Below are 18,584 nucleotides of genomic sequence, written 5' to 3' on the forward strand. Positions count from 1 at the left end.
TTAATGACACTTGAAGTAATCGAACGGCTCGCGGCAATCGAGGCACTTGTAGAGCGCCTTGCACGGGGTCGAGCCGAATTCGCTGGTCAGCTGGGTGTGGGCCGAACCGCAGTGCGGGCAACTCACTGCCGGTGCAGCGCGGCGGCGGATGCCGGCGTGCAGGCCGCTGATGTCGATCGCCTGCTGCACGGGCGGCGCGATGCCGTAGCCGGTGAGCGCGGCCTTGCCGGCAGCGCTCATCCAGTCGGTGGTCCAGGCGGGTGCCAGGCGCGTCGCGATGCGCACGCGCTCGAGGCCATGCGCGCGCAGTGCGTCGCCCACGCTGTCGGCGATCACGGTCATGGCCGGACAGCCCGAATACGTGGGCGTAATCGTGACCACCCACGTGTCGTCGTCCAGCGCCACGTCGCGCACGATGCCCAGGTCGACGATCGAGATGACGGGGATTTCCGGATCGGCGACTTCGCCCAGCCAGGCCCAGACCTGCTCGACCGAAACGGCCAGCGCAGTCATCACCAGGCCGCGCCCGGATAGGCGCGCTGCAGGAACTGCATCTCGGCCAGGATGAAGCCGAGGCGCTCGCTGTGCCGGCCCTGCTTGCCGCCGCGCTGCATCCAGGCGTCCGGCGATGGCATGGTCAACGTCGCTTCGGCGAATATCTCGGCCAGGTGGCTCAGGTAGGCTTCACGCAGCGGCCCGACGGCCGGCGCGACACCCTGCGCCACCATCGCCTCATCGACTGCGTCGTACAGGAACATCTCGCCGCTGTACATCCACAGGTCGTCGAGCGCGGTCTGCATCATCGCGTGGCTGGTGGCCGTGCCGTCGCCCAGGCGCACCACCAGGTCGCCGCTGCGGCGCAGGTGGTAGGTGACTTCCTTGAGCGACTTGGCCGCGATCTCGACGATGCGTGGGTCGCTCGAGCGGGTCAGGCCATCCATCAAAAAGTAGTGCCACGCATCGAACAGGAACTGGCGCATGACGACGTCGGCATAACTGCCATTGGGCTGCTCGAGCAGGATGCAGTTGCGGTACTCGCCGCTGTCGCGCAGGAAGGCCAGGCGATCTTCGTCGCGGCCCTGGCCTTCGAGTTCGGCGGCGTACGAGAGCCACATGCGGGTCTGGCCCAGCAGGTCGAGGGCCACGTTCGACAGCGCCATGTCTTCTTCGAGTGCCGGGCCCTTGCCGCACAACTGGCACAGTTGCTGCGACAGGATCAGGGCGTTGTCGCCCTGGCGCAGCAGGTAGTCGATTTTTGCATCCATGGGATTGGTCTCCGGCGCGCTCACAGGTTCTTGACTTCTTCCGGCATCGGGAAGAACGTCGGATGCCGATACACCTTGCTGTTGGCCGGCTCGAACAGCGATGCTTTGTCGTGCGGGCTGCTGGCGACGATGTCGGCGGCGCGCACGACCCAGATCGAGACGCCTTCGTTGCGGCGCGTGTAGACGTCGCGCGCGTTGTTGACGGCCATCCCGGCGTCAGGGGCGTGCAGGCTGCCGACATGCTTGTGGGCGAGGCCGTGCTGGCTGCGGATGAAGACTTCCCACAGGGGCCATTCTTTGCTCATTATTGTCTCCGTATTGCCATCGCATCGTGTGAGTGTGCGAATGTGCGGTGGAATCAGGCGGCCACTTTTTTTGCGGCCTGCTTGTCGGCGTGCGCCACCAGCGCGTCGCGGAACCATTCGCCATCGTCCCAGGCTTTGACGCGCGTGCGCAGGCGCTCGCGGTTGCACGGGCCGTTGCCCTTCAAAACGTCGTAGAACTCGCTCCAGTCGATCGCGCCGAAGTCGTACGAGCCGCGTTCGGCATTCCATTTGAGGTCGGGATCCGGCACCGTCAGGCCCAGGTACTCGGCCTGCGGCACGGTCTGGTCGACCATGCGCTGGCGCAGTTCGTCGTTGGAGAACAGCTTGATGCGCCAGGCGCTCGACTGCGCGCTGTTGACCGACTCGGCATCGGACGGCCCGAACATCATCAGCGACGGCCACCACCAGCGATTGAGCGCATCCTGCGCCATCGCCTTCTGCTCGGGCGTGCCCTTCGCCAGCGCCATCATGATGTCGTAGCCCTGGCGCGCATGGAACGATTCTTCCTTGCAGACGCGAACCATGGCGCGCGCATACGGCCCATACGAGCAGCGGCACAGCGGGATCTGGTTGATGATCGCCGAGCCGTCGACCAGCCAGCCGATCGCGCCCATGTCGGCCCAGCTCAGGGTCGGGTAATTGAAGATGCTCGAATATTTGGCTTTGCCGGCATGCAGGGCCGCCAGCAGCTCGTCGCGCGAGACGCCAAGGGTCTCGGCGGCGCTGTAGAGGTACAGGCCGTGGCCGGCCTCGTCCTGGATCTTGGCCAGCAGCACCGACTTGCGCTGCAGGGTCGGGGCGCGCGTGACCCAGTTGCCTTCCGGGAGCTGGCCAACGATCTCGGAATGAGCATGCTGCGAGATCTGCCGGATCAGCGTCTTGCGGTATGCTTCCGGCATCCAGTCCTTCGGTTCGATCTTGATCCCGGCGTCGATGCGCGCCTGGAATGCCTGCTCGTCAGCGCTCATGTCCTGTTCTGTGCGGACTTTATTGAGGCCTGTCTCCACCATTTGTGCGTACATGGATCTCTCCCGTTGCAAAATCTGTGCGAATCATAATACGATACAAAAAATCGGAAGTACACAATAATTTTGAATCATATCGAGCCCGATCGTGAATGACATGACCAGCACCCAGTGGATCGCCCACAGCCTGGCCACCGATCCGCCACGCCACAAGTCGCTGGTGGTGACGATCTGCGGCGACGCGATCGCGCCCCACGGCGGCGCCTTCTGGCTCGGCAGCATGATCGAGCTGCTCGCGCCCTTTGGCGTGAACGACCGGCTGGTGCGCACCAGCGTGTTCCGGCTGGTGCAGGAAGGCTGGCTGACGGCCAGCCGCGAAGGCAGGCGCAGCCGCTATGCGCTGGCGCCGACGGCGCTGCCGCGCTTTGAGCGCGCCAACCGCCGCATCTACGCCGCGCCCGGACAGGACTGGGATGGCCGCTGGACGTTCGTGCTGGCCACCAACGGCAGCATCGACAGCGACCTGCGCGCGCTGGTGCGCAAGGAACTCGAATGGGAAGGCTTTGCGATGCTGGCCAGCGGCGTGATGGCGCATCCGGCGCCCGACCGCGACCTGCTGCGCGACATCCTCGCACGCACGGGCGCCGAAGGCCGCGTGTTCGTGTGCCAGGCCGATGAGGTGCCGGACGCCGGTTCGCGCCCGCTACCCGAACTGGTGGGCGACTGCTGGAACCTCGATGCGGTGGTGCTCGGGTACCGCGGCTTCATCGAGACGTTTGCCCCGCTGCCGGCCTTGCTGGCGCGCGGCGACGTCAGCCCGGCGCACGCGTTCGCGATCCGCACCCTGCTGATCCACGCCTACCGCCGCGTGCAGCTGCACGACCCGATGCTGCCCCTGCCCCTGCTGCCCGACCCGTGGCCGGGCGCCGACGCGTATGCGCTGGCACGCACCATTTATCAACTGAGCCACGAACGCGCAGAGGAGCACGTGCTGGCCATGCTGCGCGTCGAGGATGCGGCCACGCCCGAAGCAGATGCGGCGTTTCGCGGCCGCTTCGGCGGGCTGGCGCCACGGTAGCGCGGCGAAAGCGGTATCATTTCTTCTTCGACGTCTTCCCAACACAGGACAACACCATGTCTATCAAGATCAGCAGCCAATTCGACGCTGGCGCCATCGAGGTCGTGAACGCCACGAGCGCGAACGCCATCGACCTGAACATCCGCAAGGATTCGCACGCCGACATCATCCAGTGGTTCTACTTCCGCCTGCAGGGCGCGCAAGGGCAAGCCTGCACCATCCGCCTGCTCAATGCCGGCAAGGCCGCCTATCCGGCCGGCTGGGAAAACTACCAGGCGATGGCGAGCTACGACCGCGTGAACTGGTTCCGCGTGCCGACGTCGTTCGACGGCAGCGTGCTGGCCATCGAGCACACGCCCGGCATGGACAGCGTGTATTACGCCTACTTCGAGCCGTATTCGTTCGAACGCCACCTGGAACTGCTCGACCGCGCCCAGATGGCCGAAAACGTGCGCATGCTCGACCTGGGTTCGACCGTCGACGGCCGCGATCTGAACATGCTGGTGATCGGCGAGCCGGCCGAAGGCAAGAAGAAGGTCTGGGTCATCGCGCGCCAGCACCCGGGCGAGACGATGGCCGAATGGTTCGTCGAAGGCATGCTCGACGCGCTGCTCGATCCGGCCAACCCGTTCGGCCGCCAGCTGCTCAAAGAGTCGGTGTTCTACGTGGTGCCGAACATGAACCCGGACGGCTCGGTGCGCGGTAACCTGCGCACGAATGCCGCCGGCGCCAACCTGAACCGCGAGTGGCTCAATCCGAGCATGGAGCGCAGCCCGGAAGTCTTCCTGGTGCGCCAGAAGATGCACGAGACGGGCGTGGACGTGTGCCTCGACGTGCACGGCGACGAAGGCTTGCCATACGTGTTCGTGGCCGGCAGCGAGTCGCTGCCGAACTTCACCGCCGAGCAAGGCGCGGCGCAGGCCAGCTTCATCGCCGACTTCAAGGTCGCCAGCCCGGACTTCCAGGACGTGCACGGCTACGGCAAGACGCCGTACACCGACCAGACCCTGACCATGGGCTCGCCGCACATCACGCACACCTTCGGCGCGCTGTCGCTGACGCTCGAGCTGCCGTTCAAGGACAACGCGAACGACCCAGATCCGCTGGTCGGCTGGGACGGCGCACGCAGCGCACGCCTGGGCGCAGCCGTGCTGCAGCCGGTGCTCAAGGCAATCCGCGCGCGTAAGTAACAGCTCGCCGCGCAATGCAAAGCGCCGTCAGATCGACGGCGCTTTTTTTATGGCGGCTGCACGGAGCACATCAACCGTACGGCTTACAGGCCCGCAGCTGAACAGCTGGGGTCAGGTCTGACATTCAGACACAACCTCAGCCTTAGCTACTTCCAATGGTATTTTGACCAGTATCAGCGCGGCACGGTGCGAGCTAGTTCTGACTGCCCGACTGTTGAGATCGTGTCCGAATGTCAGACCTGACCCCAGCTTTTCGGAACGAGGCCGCGCAATGGAAAGCGCCGTCGGATCGACGGCGCTTTTTTTTATGGCGGCTGCGTCGAGCGCATCAACCGCGCGGCTTACAGATCGACGCCCAGATGCGCCTTTACCCAGGCGTTGGCGTCGCTGCTGCTGTCGAAATGCAGGGTGGCGATCGCGGTTTTATCCGGCGCCAGGAAAGTGGCATACACCTTGCGGCTGTCCCCGCTCGAGCTGAGCAGATCGGATTGTGGGGCGAGCTCGACGGTGGCTACCAGGTCGAGGTTCAGCAGCACCGTCTTGGGGCTGCTTTCCTTGTCGATGCGAACGAAACGGGTCATGCGTTTTCCTTAGTTGCCGGCAATGACCATGTTCTCGATCAGGATCGAGCCCGTGGTCTTGTTGCCGCGAACCAGCGTGTCGGTGCCGACGGCAACGATCTGCTGGAACATATCGCGCATATTGCCGGCGATCGTGATTTCTTCGACCGGATACTGGATCACGCCCTGCTCGACCCAGTAACCGGATGCACCGCGCGAATAGTCGCCGGTGACGTAGTTGACGCCCTGCCCCATCAGTTCGGTAACCAGGAGGCCCGTGCCGAGTTTGCGCAGCATGCCCTCGAAGTCGTCGGTGCGGCGGGTGGCCGTCGAGACGATCTCGAGGTTGTGCGCGCCGCCGGCGTTGCCGGTCGTTGGCATGCCCATCTTGCGCGCCGTATACGACGACAAGAAATAGCCTTGCAGCACGCCATCGCTGATCACCTTGCGGCGCACGGTCTTGACGCCTTCGTCATCGAACGGGGCCGAGCCGACGCCGCCGATCAGGTGCGGGTCTTCGACCACCTGGATATGCGATGGGAACACCTGCTTGCCCAGCATGTCCAGCAGGAATGTGGACTTGCGGTACAGTGCGCCACCGGAGACGGCTTGCACGAACGCACCCAGCAGACCCGAAGCCAGCGGCGCTTCGAACAGCACCGGGCAGGTGCGGGTGTTGAGCTTGCGGGCATTCAGGCGCGCCAGCGCGCGCTCGGCGGCGTAGCGGCCGACTTTTTCAGGTGCGGCCAGTTGCTTGGGATCGCGCGACGAGGTGTACCAGTCGTCGCGCTGCATCCCGTTGCCCTTGCCGGCAATCGGTGCGACCGAGATTGTGTGGCGCGAGAACGGGTAGCCGCCAAGGAAGCCGCGCGAATTGGCGGCGACGAAGTGCGACTGCTGCACGTAGACGCTGGCGCCTTCGCTGTTGGTGATGCGCTTGTCGACGGCGAACGCGGCGGCTTCGCAGCGCTGGCCCAGCTCGACCGCTTGTTCAGTGGAGATCGGCCACGGGTAGAACAGGCGCAGGTCGCGCGGCGCGGTTTCGATCAGGTCGGCGTCGGGCAGGCCGGCGCAGTCGTCCTCGGCCGTGAAGCGCGCGATGTTGGACGCGGCTTCGACCGTGGCCTTGAGCGAATCGGCGGAAAAATCGGACGTGCTCGCGTTGCCGCGGCGCTGGCCAAAATACACGGTGATGCCCAGGCCCTTGTCCTTGTTTTGCTCGATCGTCTCGATATTGCCTTTACGCACAGAAACCGACAGCCCGCTCCCTTCACTGATTTCGACCGCTGCATCGGACGCACCCTGCTCGCGCGCAAGCGCCAGCATGTCGCGCGCCAGCTGTTTCAGCTGATCCTGGGTGTGGGTAAAAGGGGTGTCATTCATGTGTGTTTTTCGTGGCCGTCCCTAAAACAGTTATCATAGCAGCCGTTTACTGTTTTCACTGATCGGCCCAGCGCCAATCAAATCATCCAAATCATGCCTAATCCAAATCGCGGCTCGGTGGGCTTCCAGTCCAACGAGTTCGAACCAGAGTACGACCGTCCTTCCAAATCTGAGCTCAAGCGCCAGTCGAACGAGTTGCAGAAGCTCGGCGAGCAGCTCGTCGAAGCGGCGCGCGACCGCGTCAAGCGCGTCGAGATGCCGGAGGACGTGCGCGATGCCATCCTCACGTGCCAGAGCATCACCAACCACGAAGGCCGGCGCCGCGCGCTGCAATTCGTGGGCAAGAAAATGCGCACGCTGAACGAAGAAGAAGTCGCCGTCATCCAGCGCACGATCGACAGCTGGAAAGGCGCGTCGAAGGCTGAGACAGCATCGCTGCACGCGCTCGAACGCCGCCGCGACAAGCTGCTGTCGGACGACACGGCGCTGACCGTGCTGCTCGAAGAAAACCCCGAGCTCGACGTCCAGCACCTGCGCACCCTGATTCGCAACGCGCGCAAGGAAGTGGCCGAGTCCAAACCGCCGAAAGCCTTCCGCGAAATCTTCCAGATCCTCAAGGACCTGCAAAAGAAGAAGAAAGCCGATGCGGCTGCCGCTGCCGACGACGAAGAAGCGAACGATGACGAGTCCGACGACGAGTAACGCTGTGGCTGACGATGTGCTGGTGATCGGTCTGGTTTCCGTTTCCGACCGCGCCAGCGGCGGGGTCTACGAAGACAAGGGCATCCCGGCGCTGAACGACTGGCTGGCCAGCGCGCTCACGACGCCGTACCGGATCGAGACGCGCCTGATCCCGGACGAGCGCGCGGCCATCGAAGCCACGCTGATCGAGCTGGTCGACACGGCGCGCTGCCACCTGGTGCTCACCACCGGCGGCACCGGCCCGTCGCGGCGCGACGTCACGCCCGAGGCCACACTGGCGGTTGCCACCAAAGAGATGCCGGGCTTCGGCGAGCAGATGCGCCAGATCAGTCTGCGCTTCGTGCCGACCGCGATCCTGTCGCGTCAAACAGCCGTGATCCGTGAAACCGCAGACCATGCGGCCCTGATCATGAACCTGCCGGGCCAGCCCAAGTCGATCAAGGAAACGCTTGAAGGCCTCAAGGACGATGCCGGCGCCACGATCGTCGGCGGCATCTTCGCGGCCGTGCCCTACTGCATCGACCTGATTGGCGGCCCGTACATGGAAACCAATCCGGCGGTCAGCCAGACCTTCCGCCCCAAATCGGCATTGCGAAAGACACCATGACCCAGCTGCTGGACAATATCGAAATCGAGACCGCCCCGAATCCGACCATCGCCGTCGTCTGGCTGCACGGCCTGGGCGCCGACGGCAACGACTTCGTGCCGCTCGTGCGCGAACTGGACCTGACCGGCCTGCCGGGCATCCGCTTCGTGTTCCCGCATGCGAACACGATGCCGGTGACGATCAACGGCGGCTACGTGATGCGCTCGTGGTACGACATCGTCGCCACCGACCTGACGCGGCGCGAAGACGAAGGCGGCCTGCGCGCATCGCAGTTGCAAGTCGAGGCGCTGATCGCCCGCGAAAAAGCGCGCGGCATCCCTGCCTCGCGCATCATCCTGGCCGGCTTCTCGCAGGGTTGCGCGATGACGCTGCAAACCGGTTTGCGCCATCCCGAGAAACTGGCGGGCATGCTGTGCCTGTCGGGCTACCTGCCGCTGTCCAGCGTCGCCGGCGCCGAGCGCAGCGAAGCGAGCCTGGGCACGCCGATCTTCATGGCGCACGGCGTGCAGGATCCCGTGGTGCCGTTTGCCCGCGCCGAAGAGTCGCGCAAGGTCGTCGAGGCGCTTGGCTACCAGGTCGAGTGGCACGCGTATCCGATGCAGCACACGCTGTGTCTCGAAGAGGTGCAGGACATCTCGGCCTGGATTCGCAAGGTCGTGGCTTGATTTGACGTGACTGGTGTGCGGGGCTGACTTGGATTCCCGCCTTCGCGGGAATGACGTGCATTGGTAGCCGACTACGGTCATTCATCTTGGCCACGTGCCTGAAAAAACGTCGTTCCCGCGAAGGCGGGAACCCAAGTTTCGAAGCGCACCACCAACGCCACATCAGCCCACGATCGCCGCCTCCACCGCATCAGCAAGCCGCGACACGATCTCCGACAACTCCCCCGGCGTCACGATGAACGGCGGCGCCAGCAACACATGGTCACCCAGCTGACCATCGATCGTCCCGCCCATCGGATACACCAGCAAACCGCGCGCCATCGCCTCGGCCTTGATCGCCGCATGCAGCTTCACCTCCGGCGCGAACGGTGCCTTCGTCTCGCGGTCCCGCACGAATTCCAGCGCCAGGAACAGCCCGCGCCCGCGGATATCGCCCACGTGTTCATGCGCGCCAAACGCATCGCCCAGCATCTGCCGCAGCAGCGCGCCGCGCCGCTGCACTTGCGCCAGCAGGTCGTCACGCTCGATCACCTGCTGCACCGCCAGTGCCGCCGCTGCCGCCACCGGGTGGCCGATATACGTGTGCCCGTGCTGGAACATGCCGCTGCGCTGGCGTAGCGTGTCGACGATCGCCTCGTGCGCGAGCACCGCGCCGATCGGCTGGTAGCCGGCGCCCAGGCCCTTGGCCACGGCCACGATGTCCGGCGCCACGCCCTCCTGCCCGATCGCGTACATGCTGCCGGTGCGGCCCATGCCGCACATGACTTCATCGGCGATGAACAGGATGCGGTGCCGGTCGCAGATATCGCGAACGCCCTGGAAGTAGCCGGGCGTGGGTGGGATCGCGCCGCCGGTGGCGCCCACCACCGGCTCGGCGACAAAAGCGATGATGGTGTCTGGCCCGGCCTTGATGACAGCCGTTTCAAGTTCGTCGAGCAGGCCGGCCGTGTAGTCGTCGAGCGACATGCCCTCGTTGCAGCCCCGGTAGGCGTAACAGGGCGCGACCCGCAGCGCCTCCTTCAGCAGCGGGGCAAAGGCGCGCTTGCGCCACTCGTTGCCGCCCACGCCCAGCGCGCCCAGCGTGTTGCCGTGGTAGCTCTGGCGGCGCGCGATGAATTGCGTGCGCTGCGGCTCGCCCGCTTCGACCCAGTACTGGCGCGCCAGCTTGAGCGCGGTCTCCATCGCTTCCGAACCGCCCGAGACGAAATACACGCCGCCCATGTCCTGCGGCCCGCCGGCGATCAGGCGATCGGCCAGTTGCTCAGCGACTTCGGTGGTGAAGAACGCGGTGTGGGCGTAGGCGCAGCGGTCGATCTGGCGGTGCATGGCCGCAATCACGTCCGGGTGGCCATGGCCCAGCGACGACACGGCTGCGCCGCTGCTGGCGTCGAGGTAAGTCTTGCCGCTGCTGTCGCGCAGCACAATGCCCGCGCCGCCAACCGCCGTGGGCGGCATCTGGCGCAGGTTGCGGTGGATGATGTTGCTCATGGACGGCTCCCTCGGCGGTGGCTGCAACGCTTGACGATAAGCGTGCTCCGAGGCACTTCTTTTGATTTTTAGCGCGGGCCGTGCGAATATTTTCCGGCCTTCAATTTCGATACAACAGGCGGGTATGCTCGATGAATGAACGTCTCGGCCCCATCCCCGATCACGCGCTGAGCGCTGCCCAGCGCGCCGCCGCGCAGGAGATCATCGACGGCCCGCGCGGCGCCGTCTACGGCCCGTTCGTGCCGCTGCTGCGCAGTCCCGAACTGATGCTGCATGCGCAGCGCATGGGCGAGTACCTGCGCTACCGCAGCGCGCTCGGCGTGCGCTTGTCGGAGCTGGCGATCCTGGTCACGGCGCGCCAGTGGGACCAGGCCGTCGAATGGACAATCCACGCGCCGATCGCAGCGCAGGCGGGGATTCCGGCATCGGTGATTGCAGCGATTGCAGCACGCGAGCGGCCTGCCGACATGCTGGTCGACGAGGCGGTGGTGCACGACTTCTGCATCGAGCTGCACGAGACAAAAGCGGTGTCAGACCGCGTGTATGCGGATGCGCTGGCGCTGTTCGGTGAACAGGGGGCGGTCGATCTGATGGGGATCTGCGGCTACTACACGTTGCTGGCGATGGTGATGAATACGGCGCGCACCGCCGTACCGGATACCGGCGAGCCGCGTGGCGGCCCGCCTTGATATCCCTTACTTCGGATACGCCACGACGTCGGCCTGCTGCTCGCCAAGACCGGCGATCCCCAGGCGCAGCTGGTCGCCCTTCTTGAGGAAGCGCTGCGGCTTGCGGCCCATGCCCACGCCCGGTGGCGTGCCGGTGGTGATGATGTCACCCGGTTCGAGCGTCATGAAGCGTGACACGTAGCTGACGAGCTGCGCGACGCTGAAGATCATGCTGGCCGTGTTCCCGGTCTGCATGCGCTTGCCGTTCAGTTCCAGGTACAGATCGAGGTCCTGCACGTCCAGGATGTCGTCGCGCGTGACGAGGAACGGACCAACCGGGCCGAAGGTATCGCAGCCTTTGCCCTTGTCCCACTGCGAGCCCATCTCGAACTGGAAGGCGCGCTCGGTCACATCGTTGACCACGCAATAGCCGGCGACGAACTTGAGCGCCTCTTCTTCGCTCACGTACTGGGCGCGCGTGCCGATGATCACCCCGAGCTCGACTTCCCAGTCGGTTTTCTTCGAGCCTTTCGGCAGCTGGATCGGATCGTCCGGGCCGTTCAGGGCGCTGATCGCCTTGGTGAAGAAGATCGGTTCGGCCGGCACCTCGGCGCCCGTTTCGCGCACGTGGTCCAGGTAGTTCATGCCCACGCCGATGAATTTGCCGATGCCCTTGACCGGCACGCCCAGGCGCGGATTGCCGCGCACGAGCGGCAGGGTTTTCTGGTCGAGTTTGGCGAGTTTGCGCAGCGCCTTGTCGGACAGCTGCGATGGATCGATGTCGTCGATGATCCCGGACAGGTCGCGCAGGCGCCCCTCTTCATCGAACAGGCCCGGCTTTTCCTTGCCCGGGCGGCCATAGCGGACCAGTCTCATGATGTCATTCCTGTAGAAAAACGCGAATGATACCAATGAATGGGATCAATGAATGCGCTAGTGGCTCAGCAGGTAGGCGCTGATGTCGACCGCATCGCGCTCGCTCACGCCCATATTCGGCATCGCATTGCCGGGATCGATCGCCTGCGGATCGCGGATCCAGCGCACCAGATTGGCCTGGGTGTTGGGCAGCTTGCCCGCGATGTAGCGCTGCTGCGCGAGCTCGTCGAGCGGCCGGCCCACGCGCACGTCGGAGCCTGGCACGCCCGGCACCACGTGGCAGGAATGGCAGGCGTATTGCGCGGCGGCGATCTTGCCGCGCACCGGGTCGCCCACGATGCCGGGGGCAAGTTTCGGGCCGCAGCCGGCCAGCAGCGCGGACACGCCAAGGAGGATGGTAATCGTGGATTTCATGGCTGGCCTTCCTGACCCTGCTGTGCGCGGCCCGTTGCTGTCTGCTCGACATGCGGCGGAACCGCACCGCCCGCTGTCATGCGTTTGAAGTCCTGGCTCGTCATGCCCGGCATGGCGCCCACGAACGCCACCACTGCCCACATGTCCGGCTCGCTCAGGTGATATTCCCAGGCCGGCATGCCGCTCATCTTGATGCCGTTGCGGGTGATCCAATACAGCTCGCGCGTCTTCCAGTTGACATCGGCATCGACCAGCGGGCCCGGGGCCGGCTGCATGCTCATGCCGATCGTGCTGGGCGCGACGCCCGGCCCGCCGTGGCACTGCACGCAGTTGGCCTGGTAGACGAGCGCGCCGCGCTGCAGGCGTTCGGGCGTGTTCAGGTTGGGTGGCACCACGATGTCGCGCGCATGGTTCTGCACCGAATACTGCATGCCCTCGCCAAGCACCCGATAGACGATCGCGTAGTGCTGCGTAATCGCGCTCAGGTCATAAAAGCCGCCGCGCAGCACGATCAGGCCACCGACGGCGCCGATCGTGGCGGCGCCCAGCAGGGTCAGCACCATGGTCTTGACAATAAGTCGTGCGCGATTCGATAGCATAGCCTAGGGCGTCCAGTTGAAAGAATGACATCTACTTTCCTTGTATTATAAAAGCCATCGCTTTTTCACGAAAAATCAACCGTGCGCAACCCATCTCGTCAATATCAAGGCCTGTCTTCTGTGCTGAGGGCATCCCTCCCTACGCGCCTGACGACGGGCGCCCTGCTCTGCGCCGCAGTCCTGGCGAGCGGCTGCGCGAAAGAAGAACCCGCCTCGCGCGTCTCCGGCGGCGATCCCGAACGTGGCCGCCTGCTGGTGCAGCAATACCAGTGCGCCGCCTGCCACTTCATCCCTGAAGTACAGGGTCCGAACGGCGATGCCGGTCCGTCGCTCGAGAGCATGGGCCGCCTGAGCTATATCGCCGGCAGCATCCCGAACCAGCCCGAGAACATGATCCGCTTCCTCCAGAATCCCCCTGCCGTGAAACCCGGCACCCTGATGCCGGCGCTCGGCATCACCGACGACGAGGCGCGCCACATGGCCGCCTTCATGTATTCGCTCAAATAATATGACTCCCTTGAGCGACATCCAGTCCGTCATGCATCCGGCCGGCGCCGACGCGGCCATCATCTACCAGTTTACGTGGGTCCTGTTCGTCGGCGGCACGGTGATCTTCGCCATCGTCATGGGCCTGCTCGCGCTGGCCATGCGGCGCCAGGCGCGCCCGATCACACCCGGCGTCTGGATCCTGGGCGCCGGCATTGCGTTCCCGGTCATCGTGCTCACCGCGCTGCTCAGCTGGAGCACCTGGCGCACCGGGCAACTGGTGCCGCAAACCTCGCACAAGGCACTGACCATCTCCGTCACCGGCAAGATGTGGTGGTGGGAAGTGCGCTACCGCGACCCGACAAGCAACCGCGAAATCATCAGCGCCAACGAGATCGTCATTCCGGTCGGCGAATCGGTGTATCTGGGCTTGACCGCATCGGACGTGATCCACAGCCTGTGGGTGCCGTCGCTGGCGGGCAAGCGCGACATGATCCCGGGCCGCGTGACGGGCCTGAACCTGCGCGCCGACAAGCCGGGCACCTATCGCGGCCAGTGCGCCGAATACTGCGGCGAGCAGCACGCACGCATGGCGTTCCACGTGATCGCCCTGCCGCGCCCCGAGTTCGACGCCTGGCTCGCGCGTCAGGCCCAGCCGGCCGCGCCGGCCGACACCACGGTGTTGCAGCGCGGCCGCGAGGCATTCCTCGCGCAGCAATGCCAGACCTGCCACACCATCCGCGGCGTCACCGATGTCGCGCCGCAGCTGGATGCCCGGATTGCCGATGCCCCGCGCCTCGGTCCTGACCTCACGCACATCGGCAGCCGCCGGCACATCGCCGCCGGCACGCTGCGCAACCACCGCGGTACGCTGGCCGGCTGGATCGCCGACCCGCAAGCCATCAAAACGGGCGTCTTCATGCCGCCCTCCCCGGACCTGGACGGCGAGACCCTGCGCGCACTGGCCACCTACCTTGAGCACCTGAAATGACGCGCGACGCAACCTTACCCAACTCCGCCCCACGCCCGCCAGAGGAGCTGGAAAAACTGGAGGCCGTGTGGAAGACGCCATCCGGTCTGGGCTTCTTCAAGTCGGTCAACAACACCAATATCGGCCTGCTGTACATCGGCACCGCGATCCTGTTCTTCATCCTGGCCGGCATCCTGGCCCTGATCATGCGGGTGCAGCTGTCGGTGCCGGACAACGACCTGGTCTCGGCCGGCACCTACAACCAGATCTTCACGATGCACGGCACCGTGATGATGTTCCTGTTCGCGATTCCGATCGTCGAGGCGATCGCCGTTTATCTGCTGCCGAATATGCTGGGCGCGCGCGATCTGCCGTTCCCGCGCTTGTCCGCGTATGCGTTCTGGTGCTACGCCTTCGGTGGCCTCGCGTTCTTCTGCACGCTGTTCTGGGGCCTGGCGCCGGACGGCGGCTGGTTCATGTACCCGCCGCTGACGGGCATGAAGTATTCGCCTGGCCTGAACGCCGACTTCTGGCTGCTGGGGATCGGCTTCATCGAGATTTCCGCCATTGCCGGCGCCATCGAGCTGATCGTCGGCATCCTGTTTACCCGCGCGCCGGGCATGACGCTGCGCCGCATGCCGGTGTATGCGTGGGCCATGCTGGTCGTGGGCGTGATGATCGTGATCGCCTTCCCGGCCGTGATTGCCGGCACGGCGCTGCTCGAACTCGAGCGCGCGCTGAACCTGCCGATCTTCGACCCTGAACGCGGCGGCGACCCGATCATCTGGCAGCACCTGTTCTGGTTCTTCGGCCACCCCGAGGTCTACATCATCTTCCTGCCGGCCGCCGGCATGATCTCGACGATGATCCCGACCATCGCCGGCAACCGCCTGGTAGGCCGCCGCGCGATTGTCGTCGCACTCGTTGGCGTGGGCATCTTCAGCTTCGGCCTGTGGGCACACCACATGTTCACGGCGGGCCTGGGCGTCATTGAAATGAGCCTGATCTCGGCGGCCAGTATGGCCGTGGCGATCCCCACCGGGATCCAGGTGTTCGGTTGGATCGCCACGCTCTGGAGCGGCCGCATCAGGATGAATGCGCCGACGCTGTTCATGCTCGGCTTCATGTTCATCTTCGTGCTGGGCGGCCTGACCGGCGTGATGGTGGCCGTGATCCCGTTCGACTGGCAGGTGCACGACACCTACTTCATCGTGGCCCACCTGCACTATGTGCTCATCGGCGGCATGGTGTTCCCGGTGTTTGCCGCGATCTACTACTGGATCCCGCTCATCAACGGCAACACGATGTCCGAGCGCCTGTCGAAGTGGACCTTCTGGCTACTGTTCGGGGGCTTCAACATCAGCTTCTTCCCGATGCACATCACGGGCCTGTTCGGCATGCCGCGCCGCGTCTACACGTATTCGAGCGAGATGGGCTGGGACGCCCTGAACATGATCTCGACCCTGGGTTCGTTCCTGTTCGCGCTCGGCATCCTCTTGATGATCGTCGACGCCACGCGCACGCTGCGCCGCCCGACCAAAGACGTGGGCAATCCGTGGAATGCGGCCACGCTCGAGTGGCTGCCGTCGGAAGACTACGGCAACCGCAGCATCCCGATCGTCACGTCGGACGACCCGCTGTGGGACCAGCCGACGCTGTCGAAGGAAGTCGCCGAAGGCCGCCACTACCTGCCCAACACCGTCACCGGCCGCCGCGAAACCATCTCCACCAGCCCGGTCAGCGCCAGGCCGACCTACCTGATGATCCTGCCGGGCGACAGCTGGCTGACCGTGCTGGGCGCCTTCGGCACCGCCGGCTTCTTCCTGCTGCTGACCGTCAAGGCCAACGTGCTGGCGACCATCTGCGGCGTGATCGCCATCGGCTCGATCATCGCCTGGCTGTGGCAGTCGGACCAGAAGGTACCGATGCGCGAAGCCGACATCGGCGGCGGCGTCACGCTGCCGATCGGCGCGCGCGGCACGGCGTCGCACTCGTGGTGGGGCACGTTCATCATGCTGATCGTGCTGTTCCTGATCTACTGCTCGTTCGCCTACGTCTACATCCACACGTCGATGCGGCTGCAGATCTGCCCACCGCCGGGCGCATCGCTGCCAGCGTGGTCGTGGACGCTGCTATCGGCCGCGCTGCTGCTGGGCGGCTCCGCGCTGGTGTGGCTCAGCGACCGGGTGTCGAACAAGCTCACGCCGTGGGTGCTGATCGTGGCGCTCGCCTGCACCGCCGGCGCCTTCGGTGTCGACGTCTACAGCTGGCGCCTGGTGGACCTGGACGGCACGCGCGACACGTGGAGCGCATCGATCTCGATCCTGCTCGGCTTCCAGGGCATCATGCTGTTCGTGCTGCTGCTGGCCGCGCCGTACCTGTGCGTGCGCGCCTGGCGCGGCATGATCGTCCCCGAGAACCGTGCCACGCGCGACAATATCGCGCTGATCTGGCATTACGTGACGCTGCAGGGCTTCGCCGGATTCCTGGTGATCCGCGGCCTGCTGCTGGTGATGGAGTGATGCGATGAGCGACCATTTCTTTTCGCGCGCCACGCGTGCTTCGCTGCCCCTGCTGATCTGGGGCGCGCACTTCGCGTTCGCGTACATCGTCGCAGCGAGCCAGTGCACGCCGGGCGCGCTGCGCGCTGCGGGTCCTAATCCGTGGCTCTTGGGCGGTGCGACGCTGCTGTCGATGGCGGCGTGCGTGTGGGTCGGCGCCCTGGCCGGCAAGCGCCTGCGCCAGGGGTCCGACGAGTTCGTGGATTATGTGGGTGCGGCCAGCGCGGTGCTGGCCGTGGTGGCGGTAGCGTGGACCGGGATTCCGGTGCTGCTGGTCACTGGCTGCGCCTGAAACACGTCGTTCCCGCGGAGGCGGGAACCCAAGTTCTTCGCGGTGCCAGTAACGCAAGCACACTTGGGTTCCAGCCTTCGCTGGAACGACGTGGGGACGTCTTGGTATTACCCGGCGTCCGGCACCACCCGCCAGATCACATTGCCGACATCGTCGGCCACCAGCACCGCGCCCTTCTTGTCCACGGCAACCCCCACCGGCCGGCCCTGCGCCTCGCCATCCTTGTTGACGAAGTCACTGAGGATGTCGACCGGCTTCCCGTTCGGCATGCCATCCCGGAACGGAATGAACACGACGTTGTAGCCCGAACGCGGCTTGCGGTTCCATGAACCGTGGTTGCCGATGATCGCGCCGTTGCGGTACTGGGCCGGCAGCAGCGTGCCTTCATAGAACGTCAGGCCCAGCGCGGCCACGTGCGCGCCCAGCGCGTAGTCGGGCACGATCGCCTTGTCCACCAGATCAGGCCGCTGCGGCTTGACGCGTGCATCGATGTTCTTGCCGTAGTAGCTGTACGGCCAGCCATAGAAGCCGCCCTCCTTCACCGACGTCAGGTAATCGGGCACCAGGTCGCTGCCGATTTCGTCGCGCTCGTTCACGACCGTCCACAATGCGCCCGTCTGCGGATTCCACGCCATGCCGTTCGGATTGCGCAGGCCGGACGCGAACACACGCGTGGCACCGCTGGCCAGGTCCACTTCGAGGATCGCGGCACGGTTCTTTTCGGCCTCCATCCCGTTTTCGGCGGCGTTGCTGTTCGAGCCGACCGTGGCGTACAGCTTCTTGCCGTCCGGGCTGGCGATGATGTTCTTGGTCCAGTGGTGATTCAGCCCGGCCGGCAGCGGCGCGACCGGCTGCGCGGCTTCCGTGATTTCAGTGGCGCCTTCCTTGTAGTTGAAGCGCACGATGGCATCGGCATTGGCCACGTACAGCGTGTCGCCCACCAGCGCCATGCCGAACGGCGAATGCAGGTTCTTCAGGAAGACCGTTTTGAGTTCGGCCACACCGTCGCCGTCAGCATCGCGCAGCAGCGTGATGCGGTTCGCGCTCGGTACACCGGCGCCGGCGCGGGCCATCACCTTGCTCTGTATCCAGTTGCGAATTCCGCCGGCCTCCGGCTTGGCCGGGGCATTCGACTCGGCCACCAGCACGTCGCCGTTGGGCAGCACATACACCCAGCGCGGATGGTCGAGCGCCGTGGCAAAGGCGTTCACGTCCAGGCCGGCCGCCGCCGTGGGCATCACGCCCGCGGGCCAGCCAGTGGCCTTTGCGATGTTGACCGTCGGGATCAGGGTCTTGTTGGGCGCCTTGAGCTCGGGCTGCGGCCCGATGTCGGCGCCTTGCGGCAACGTCGACTTGTCGCCGCAGGCGGCCAGCAACAGGAGAGTGGCGCCGGCGCACAGGCGCGGCAGATGATGTCGCATGGTGTTCCCCCAAAATACAGAATGGGGAATCTTATATTGACAAAACATTACACCACGTACGTTACGTG

At 65.2% G+C, this 18,584-nt stretch carries 21 protein-coding genes; 10 read left to right on the forward strand and 11 right to left on the reverse strand.

The window, feature by feature from the left end; all coding sequences use genetic code 11:
• Genes paaD through paaA form a run of 4 tightly spaced genes read right to left on the reverse strand, consistent with a single transcriptional unit; the run spans window position 1 to window position 2,613 of the window.
• Complete coding sequence (paaD, locus tag NX775_RS09125; protein ID WP_258835995.1) at window positions 1–513, reverse strand: 1,2-phenylacetyl-CoA epoxidase subunit PaaD; 513 nt, start codon at window positions 511–513, stop codon at window positions 1–3.
• Entirely contained in the window at window positions 513–1,265 is a 753-nt protein-coding gene (gene paaC / locus NX775_RS09130) for a 1,2-phenylacetyl-CoA epoxidase subunit PaaC (RefSeq protein ID WP_258835707.1), read from the reverse strand. The genes paaD and paaC overlap by 1 nt, the downstream gene beginning before the upstream one ends.
• Window positions 1,266–1,285: 20 nt before the next feature.
• The gene (gene paaB / locus NX775_RS09135) at window positions 1,286–1,570 is read right to left on the reverse strand and encodes a 1,2-phenylacetyl-CoA epoxidase subunit PaaB (RefSeq protein ID WP_258835708.1); all 285 of its coding nucleotides are present in this window, start codon (window positions 1,568–1,570) and stop codon (window positions 1,286–1,288) included.
• 53 nt (window positions 1,571–1,623) lie between these two features.
• Complete coding sequence (gene paaA, locus NX775_RS09140; protein ID WP_258835709.1) at window positions 1,624–2,613, reverse strand: 1,2-phenylacetyl-CoA epoxidase subunit PaaA; 990 nt, start codon at window positions 2,611–2,613, stop codon at window positions 1,624–1,626.
• A gap of 100 nt (window positions 2,614–2,713) precedes the next feature.
• On the opposite strand from paaA, the gene paaX reads away from it, so the two are divergent.
• On the forward strand, window positions 2,714–3,634 hold the full coding sequence (paaX, locus tag NX775_RS09145; protein ID WP_307732180.1) for a phenylacetic acid degradation operon negative regulatory protein PaaX: 921 nt from the start codon (window positions 2,714–2,716) through the stop codon (window positions 3,632–3,634).
• 56 nt (window positions 3,635–3,690) lie between these two features.
• Window positions 3,691–4,824, forward strand: a complete 1,134-nt coding sequence (locus NX775_RS09150) for a M14 family metallopeptidase (protein ID WP_258835711.1) — start codon at window positions 3,691–3,693, stop codon at window positions 4,822–4,824.
• Between the two features lie 341 nt (window positions 4,825–5,165).
• Here NX775_RS09150 and NX775_RS09155 read toward each other — a convergent pair whose 3' ends face one another.
• A complete protein-coding gene (locus NX775_RS09155) occupies window positions 5,166–5,405 on the reverse strand; it encodes a hypothetical protein (protein ID WP_258835712.1) in 240 nt (79 codons plus the stop codon).
• A 9-nt stretch (window positions 5,406–5,414) separates the two neighbouring features.
• Window positions 5,415–6,767, reverse strand: coding sequence for a metalloprotease PmbA (gene pmbA, locus NX775_RS09160; RefSeq protein ID WP_258835713.1), 1,353 nt, complete (start codon window positions 6,765–6,767; stop codon window positions 5,415–5,417).
• Between the two features lie 93 nt (window positions 6,768–6,860).
• Here pmbA and yjgA point away from each other — a divergent pair, with 93 nt between their 5' ends.
• Genes yjgA through NX775_RS09175 form a run of 3 tightly spaced genes read left to right on the forward strand, consistent with a single transcriptional unit; the run spans window position 6,861 to window position 8,741 of the window.
• Window positions 6,861–7,469, forward strand: a complete 609-nt coding sequence (gene yjgA / locus NX775_RS09165; protein WP_258835714.1) for a ribosome biogenesis factor YjgA — start codon at window positions 6,861–6,863, stop codon at window positions 7,467–7,469.
• The gene (mog, locus tag NX775_RS09170) at window positions 7,447–8,076 is read left to right on the forward strand and encodes a molybdopterin adenylyltransferase (RefSeq protein ID WP_258835715.1); all 630 of its coding nucleotides are present in this window, start codon (window positions 7,447–7,449) and stop codon (window positions 8,074–8,076) included. The genes yjgA and mog overlap by 23 nt, the downstream gene beginning before the upstream one ends.
• On the forward strand, window positions 8,073–8,741 hold the full coding sequence (locus NX775_RS09175; protein ID WP_258835716.1) for an alpha/beta hydrolase: 669 nt from the start codon (window positions 8,073–8,075) through the stop codon (window positions 8,739–8,741). Before mog ends, NX775_RS09175 begins: the two co-directional genes overlap by 4 nt.
• 162 nt (window positions 8,742–8,903) lie before the next feature.
• Here the strand turns inward: NX775_RS09175 and NX775_RS09180 are convergent, their stop codons facing one another.
• Window positions 8,904–10,229: an aspartate aminotransferase family protein gene (locus NX775_RS09180; RefSeq protein ID WP_258835717.1), complete on the reverse strand. Its 1,326-nt coding sequence runs from the start codon at window positions 10,227–10,229 to the stop codon at window positions 8,904–8,906.
• Window positions 10,230–10,360: 131 nt separating this feature from the next.
• Here NX775_RS09180 and NX775_RS09185 point away from each other — a divergent pair, with 131 nt between their 5' ends.
• Complete coding sequence (locus NX775_RS09185; RefSeq protein ID WP_258835718.1) at window positions 10,361–10,918, forward strand: carboxymuconolactone decarboxylase family protein; 558 nt, start codon at window positions 10,361–10,363, stop codon at window positions 10,916–10,918.
• Window positions 10,919–10,924: 6 nt separating this feature from the next.
• Here the strand turns inward: NX775_RS09185 and NX775_RS09190 are convergent, their stop codons facing one another.
• From NX775_RS09190 to NX775_RS09200, 3 genes are read right to left on the reverse strand one after another with little or no spacing between them, the layout of a single operon-like run.
• Complete coding sequence (locus NX775_RS09190; protein ID WP_258835719.1) at window positions 10,925–11,773, reverse strand: fumarylacetoacetate hydrolase family protein; 849 nt, start codon at window positions 11,771–11,773, stop codon at window positions 10,925–10,927.
• A gap of 57 nt (window positions 11,774–11,830) precedes the next feature.
• Window positions 11,831–12,187, reverse strand: a complete 357-nt coding sequence (locus NX775_RS09195) for a c-type cytochrome (protein WP_258835720.1) — start codon at window positions 12,185–12,187, stop codon at window positions 11,831–11,833.
• Window positions 12,184–12,750, reverse strand: a complete 567-nt coding sequence (locus tag NX775_RS09200; RefSeq protein WP_258835721.1) for a c-type cytochrome — start codon at window positions 12,748–12,750, stop codon at window positions 12,184–12,186. Before NX775_RS09200 ends, NX775_RS09195 begins: the two co-directional genes overlap by 4 nt.
• Before the next feature lie 156 nt (window positions 12,751–12,906).
• On the opposite strand from NX775_RS09200, the gene NX775_RS09205 reads away from it, so the two are divergent.
• The 4 genes from NX775_RS09205 to NX775_RS09220 are packed head-to-tail and all read left to right on the forward strand — an operon-like array spanning window position 12,907 to window position 17,095.
• On the forward strand, window positions 12,907–13,293 hold the full coding sequence (locus tag NX775_RS09205; protein WP_258835722.1) for a c-type cytochrome: 387 nt from the start codon (window positions 12,907–12,909) through the stop codon (window positions 13,291–13,293).
• Window position 13,294: 1 nt separating this feature from the next.
• Window positions 13,295–14,263, forward strand: a complete 969-nt coding sequence (gene coxB, locus NX775_RS09210) for a cytochrome c oxidase subunit II (RefSeq protein ID WP_258835723.1) — start codon at window positions 13,295–13,297, stop codon at window positions 14,261–14,263.
• Window positions 14,260–16,764 (forward strand): cytochrome c oxidase subunit I, encoded by a 2,505-nt coding sequence (ctaD, locus tag NX775_RS09215; RefSeq protein ID WP_258835724.1) that lies wholly within the window; start codon window positions 14,260–14,262, stop codon window positions 16,762–16,764. The genes coxB and ctaD overlap by 4 nt, the downstream gene beginning before the upstream one ends.
• 4 nt (window positions 16,765–16,768) lie before the next feature.
• Entirely contained in the window at window positions 16,769–17,095 is a 327-nt protein-coding gene (locus NX775_RS09220; RefSeq protein ID WP_183556231.1) for a hypothetical protein, read from the forward strand.
• Window positions 17,096–17,202: 107 nt separating this feature from the next.
• On the opposite strand, the gene NX775_RS09225 is transcribed toward NX775_RS09220, so the two are convergent.
• Window positions 17,203–18,516, reverse strand: coding sequence for a PQQ-dependent sugar dehydrogenase (locus tag NX775_RS09225; protein ID WP_258835725.1), 1,314 nt, complete (start codon window positions 18,514–18,516; stop codon window positions 17,203–17,205).
• Between the last annotated feature and the right edge of the window lie 68 nt (window positions 18,517–18,584).

The sequence above is a fragment of the Massilia aurea genome, assembly GCF_024753205.1.
GTDB lineage: Bacteria > Pseudomonadota > Gammaproteobacteria > Burkholderiales > Burkholderiaceae_D > Telluria > Telluria aurea.

Coding starts and splice junctions, on each gene's coding strand:
- ctaD (WP_258835724.1), top strand. CDS start 14,260: ATGACGCGCGACGCAACCTTACCCAACTCCGCCCCACGCCCGCCAGAG.
- NX775_RS09185 (WP_258835718.1), top strand. CDS start 10,361: ATGAATGAACGTCTCGGCCCCATCCCCGATCACGCGCTGAGCGCTGCC.
- paaB (WP_258835708.1), bottom strand. CDS start 1,570: ATGAGCAAAGAATGGCCCCTGTGGGAAGTCTTCATCCGCAGCCAGCAC.
- paaX (WP_307732180.1), top strand. CDS start 2,714: ATGACCAGCACCCAGTGGATCGCCCACAGCCTGGCCACCGATCCGCCA.
- NX775_RS09180 (WP_258835717.1), bottom strand. CDS start 10,229: ATGAGCAACATCATCCACCGCAACCTGCGCCAGATGCCGCCCACGGCG.
- NX775_RS09220 (WP_183556231.1), top strand. CDS start 16,769: ATGAGCGACCATTTCTTTTCGCGCGCCACGCGTGCTTCGCTGCCCCTG.
- paaA (WP_258835709.1), bottom strand. CDS start 2,613: ATGTACGCACAAATGGTGGAGACAGGCCTCAATAAAGTCCGCACAGAA.
- yjgA (WP_258835714.1), top strand. CDS start 6,861: ATGCCTAATCCAAATCGCGGCTCGGTGGGCTTCCAGTCCAACGAGTTC.
- pmbA (WP_258835713.1), bottom strand. CDS start 6,767: ATGAATGACACCCCTTTTACCCACACCCAGGATCAGCTGAAACAGCTG.
- NX775_RS09225 (WP_258835725.1), bottom strand. CDS start 18,516: ATGCGACATCATCTGCCGCGCCTGTGCGCCGGCGCCACTCTCCTGTTG.
- mog (WP_258835715.1), top strand. CDS start 7,447: ATGACGAGTCCGACGACGAGTAACGCTGTGGCTGACGATGTGCTGGTG.
- paaD (WP_258835995.1), bottom strand. CDS start 513: ATGACTGCGCTGGCCGTTTCGGTCGAGCAGGTCTGGGCCTGGCTGGGC.
- NX775_RS09150 (WP_258835711.1), top strand. CDS start 3,691: ATGTCTATCAAGATCAGCAGCCAATTCGACGCTGGCGCCATCGAGGTC.
- NX775_RS09195 (WP_258835720.1), bottom strand. CDS start 12,187: ATGAAATCCACGATTACCATCCTCCTTGGCGTGTCCGCGCTGCTGGCC.
- paaC (WP_258835707.1), bottom strand. CDS start 1,265: ATGGATGCAAAAATCGACTACCTGCTGCGCCAGGGCGACAACGCCCTG.
- coxB (WP_258835723.1), top strand. CDS start 13,295: ATGACTCCCTTGAGCGACATCCAGTCCGTCATGCATCCGGCCGGCGCC.
- NX775_RS09190 (WP_258835719.1), bottom strand. CDS start 11,773: ATGAGACTGGTCCGCTATGGCCGCCCGGGCAAGGAAAAGCCGGGCCTG.
- NX775_RS09155 (WP_258835712.1), bottom strand. CDS start 5,405: ATGACCCGTTTCGTTCGCATCGACAAGGAAAGCAGCCCCAAGACGGTG.
- NX775_RS09175 (WP_258835716.1), top strand. CDS start 8,073: ATGACCCAGCTGCTGGACAATATCGAAATCGAGACCGCCCCGAATCCG.
- NX775_RS09200 (WP_258835721.1), bottom strand. CDS start 12,750: ATGGTGCTGACCCTGCTGGGCGCCGCCACGATCGGCGCCGTCGGTGGC.